1 protein-coding gene is annotated in these 3,840 nt (G+C 73.6%); it reads right to left on the bottom strand.

The window, feature by feature from the left end:
* A partial coding sequence (locus ABZY33_RS35875; protein WP_356495913.1) for a beta-ketoacyl synthase N-terminal-like domain-containing protein occupies window positions 1-3,840 on the bottom strand: 3,840 nt, incomplete at both ends.

Genomic DNA, 3,840 nt, shown 5'->3' with positions numbered 1-3,840 from the left:
CAAAAGCCTCCCGGAACACCGGAAACGCCCCATACAACGCCCGCCCCATCCCAAGCCGCTGACTGCCCTGACCCGTGAACAACACCGCCGTGCCGTCCCCCGCCGGGCAACCCTCCACCACATCCAGGTGCGACCGCCCCTCGGCCAGCGCCCGCAGCCCCTCCACCGCCTCCGCCACCGAACCGGCCGCCACACCCGCCCGGCACTCGAAGTGCGTCCGGTGCTGAGCGGCCGTGAACGCGGCATCGGCGGTGACGGCGGTGTTCCCGGGCCTGCCGAGCCAGTCCGCCCAGCGCGCCGCCTGGGCCCGCATCGCGTCCTCGTCGCGGCCCGAGACGACCAGCGGCACCGGACGGTCCTCGTCGGGGACCGGCACGGGCGCCGGCGCGGGCGCGGGCTCTTCCAGGACGACGTGGGCGTTCGTGCCGCTCAGGCCGAACGAGGACACGCCCGCACGACGGACGTGTCCGGTGTCCTTGGGCCAGGGCCGTGCCTCGTCGAGCAGCGCCAGCCCGCTGTCCGCCCACTGGATGTGCGGGCTGGGCCGGTCGGCGTGGAGGGTCTTGGGCAGCGTCTCGTGCTGGAGGGCGAGGACCATCTTCATCAGCCCGGCGACGCCCGCGGCGGCCTGTGCGTGCCCGATGTTCGACTTCGACGATCCCAGCCACACCGGCCGCTCCGCCACACGCCCCGGACCGAACACCTCCGCCAGCGCACCCGCCTCGATCGGGTCCCCCAGCGGGGTCCCGGTTCCGTGCGCCTCGATCGCGTCGATGTCCGCGGGACCGAGCCGCGCCGCGGCCAGCGCGTCCTGGATCACCCGCTGCTGCGCGGGACCGTTCGGCGCCGTAAGACCCTGACTGCGGCCGTCCTGGTTGACCGCCGAGCCACGGATCACCGCCAGCACCCGGTCACCGTCCCGCTCCGCCACCGACAGGGGCTTCAGGACGAGGATGCCGCAGCCGTCGGACCATCCCGCGCCGTCGGCCAGGGCCGAGAAGGACTTGCACCGTCCGTCCGGGGCCATTCCCTTCAACCGGGAGAACTCCACGAACAGGCGGGGGGTGCTCATGACTGTGACACCGCCGACGAGCGCGAGTTCGCACTCGCCCTGGCGCAGCGCCGTGCTCGCGAGGTGCAGCGCGACCAGGGAGGAGGAGCAGGCGGTGTCGATGGTGACGGCGGGGCCTTGCAGGCCGAGCGCGTAGGCCACCCGGCCGGACACGACGCTGCTGGCGTTGCCGGTGCTGACGTAGCCGTCGAAGGCGTCGAGCTCGCGCCCCTGTTCGCCGTAGTCGGAGCTCATGGCGCCGAGGTAGACGCCGGTCCTGCTCTCGCTCAGCGTCCCGGGCCGGATGCCGGCCCGCTCCAGGGCCTCCCACGCGGTCTCCAGGACGAGCCGCTGCTGCGGGTCCATGGCCAGCGCTTCTCGCTGGGAGATCCCGAAGAAGGCGGCGTCGAACTCCTCCGCCTGGTGGATGAACCCGCCTTCGCGGGCGTAGCTCTTGCCGGCCGCGTCGGGGTCGGGGTCGTACAGGTCGAGGTCGGACCAGCGGGGCGGGAGCCCGCTGACGGCGTCACCGCCCGACGCGAGGAGGTCCCAGTAGCCCTCGGGGGTGTCGATGTCGCCGGGCAGGCGGCAGGCCATCGAGACGATGGCGATGGGTTCGCCGGCTCCGGTGGCGGCGGGCCTGCGGGTCGCCTGGGCGGGGCCGTCGGTCCGCGACAGGGCGAGTTTGTCGAGCAGGAGGCCGGCGATGGCGGCCGGGGTCGGGTAGTCGAAGGCCAGGGTGGAGGGCAGGCTCAGGCCGGTCTCGGCGGAGAGCCGGCGGCGCAGTTCGACGGCCATCAGGGAGTCGATGCCGAGTTCCTTGAGCACCTGCCGGGCGCCGACGGCCTCCGCGTTCCCGGCACCCAGCACCGTGGCGGCCGCACCGCGTACCAGGCCCGTCAGCTGCACGAGACGCTCCGCCTCGGGCAGTGCCGCGAGCCGTTCCCGCAGCCCGGACGGTTGCGCCGCCGCTTCACCGGCGCGCCTGCGCGCGGGACGGACCAGACCGCGCAGCAGCGCCGGAACCCCGTCGGGGTCGCGCCGCAGGGCGGCGAGTTCCAGTTTGACCGGGACGAGATGCGCTCCCAGGTCCGAGCCCAGGGCGGCGTCGAGGGCGGCCAGTGCCTGCCGCTCGCTCAGCGCACCCACACCGCCACGGCGCATCCGCGCCAGCTCCGCCTGCCCCAGAGCCGCGGTCAGGCCGGTACCGGCCTGCTGCCACAGCCCCCACGACAGACTCAGCGCCGCAAGGCCGTCCGCCCGCCTGCGGACAGCGAGAGCGTCCACGTAGGCATTGGCCGCCGCATAGTTCGCCTGCCCCGCACCACCCAGCACGCCAGCCGCCGACGAGAACAGCACGAACGCCGCCAGGTCGAGACCGAGTTCACGGGACAACTCGTCCAGGTGGGTCGCCGCGGCGGCCTTGGGACCCCAGACACCGGCCAGCCGCTCGGGCGACTGCGCGGAGAGCAGACCGTCGTCGAGCACCGCGGCCAGGTGGAAGATCCCGGTCCACGGCCGCTCCCTGTCGGTGAGCACGTCGCGCAGACGGTCCCGGTCGGCGGTGTCGCAGGCCACGACCCGCACGCTCACCGCCCCGGCCTCGGTGAGCTCGGCGACGAACGCCTCCGTCCCGGGCGCGTCGGGGCCACGCCGGGAGGTGAGGACGAGGTGGCGTACGCCGTGGGTCCGGACGAGATGCCCGGCCAGGGCCCGGCCAAGCTCGCCCGAGCCGCCCGTGATCAGGACGTTGCCGTCCGGGTCCAGCGACCGCTTAGCGGCGGTGGCGTCGGTTCCGGTGTCGATATCTGTGCCGGTGCCGATGCCGGTGCCGGTGTCGATATCTGCGCCGGTATCGATTGCGTCGGTGCTGGTGTCGACAGGCGGAGTCGTGGTCGTAGTCGCCCGGACGAGTCGGGCGGCGTGTATCTGCCCGTCGCGGACAGCGAGTTCGGGCTCGCCGGCCACGGCCAGCGCGTCCTCGACACCGTCGGCGGACGCCTCGACGTCCACCGACCGGACATCCCGCTCCGGATACTCGGCACGCACGGCACGCAACAGACCCCACACCGGCGCGTGCGCCAGGTCGCGGACACCGTCACCCGCGTCGACCGCGCCCCGCGTCACCCAGGCCAGCCCCGCCCGCGCCAGACGCTCGTCGGCCAGCAGCCGCTGCACGGTCTCCAAAGAGCGTGCTGTCACCGCAAGCGGGTCGCCCGCTCCCCCGGCATCGGCGGTGCAGTCCACTATGACCCGGCCGGGTGCCTCGGCGCCCTCGTCCAGCCGCGCGAACAGATCCTCCGGTCGCGCGAACTGGTCCGCGTCCAAGCGCCGGGCCACTTCGCCGGTACCGCCCAGCACCCACGCCGGCTCGACGGGCCCTTCCTCCAGTGTCCGCGGCGTCCGGAACTCGACCCGGTACACGTGATCGGCCGGCTCACCGGCCCGGATCTGTTCCGCGCTCGCTTCCCGGATACGCAGACCATGAGCGGCCAGGACCGGCTGTCCGGCACCGTCCGCGACGGTGAGGGAGAGGTGTTCGTCCGTCGTCGGGTCGAGTGCGACGCGGACGCGCATTTCCGTCGCGCCGGAGGCGTACAGGTCGACGCCGGTCCACTCGAAGGGCAGGAACACCGGCCGTTCGGCGCCCTCCTCCTGCCGCACCGCGACGAGAGTGTGCAGGGCGGCGTCCAACAGGGCGGGGTGCACACCGAACCCGTCGGGCTTCAGCCCTTCCGGCAGGCGTACGACGCCGTAGGCGGTGTCGCCCTTGCGCCACAGCTCGGTCA

It is taken from the genome of Streptomyces sp. NPDC006552 (assembly GCF_040611655.1).
Lineage (GTDB): Bacteria > Actinomycetota > Actinomycetes > Streptomycetales > Streptomycetaceae > Streptomyces.
Note: the sequence above shows the minus strand (reverse complement) of the source record. Positions and strands in the feature narration are given on the sequence as shown.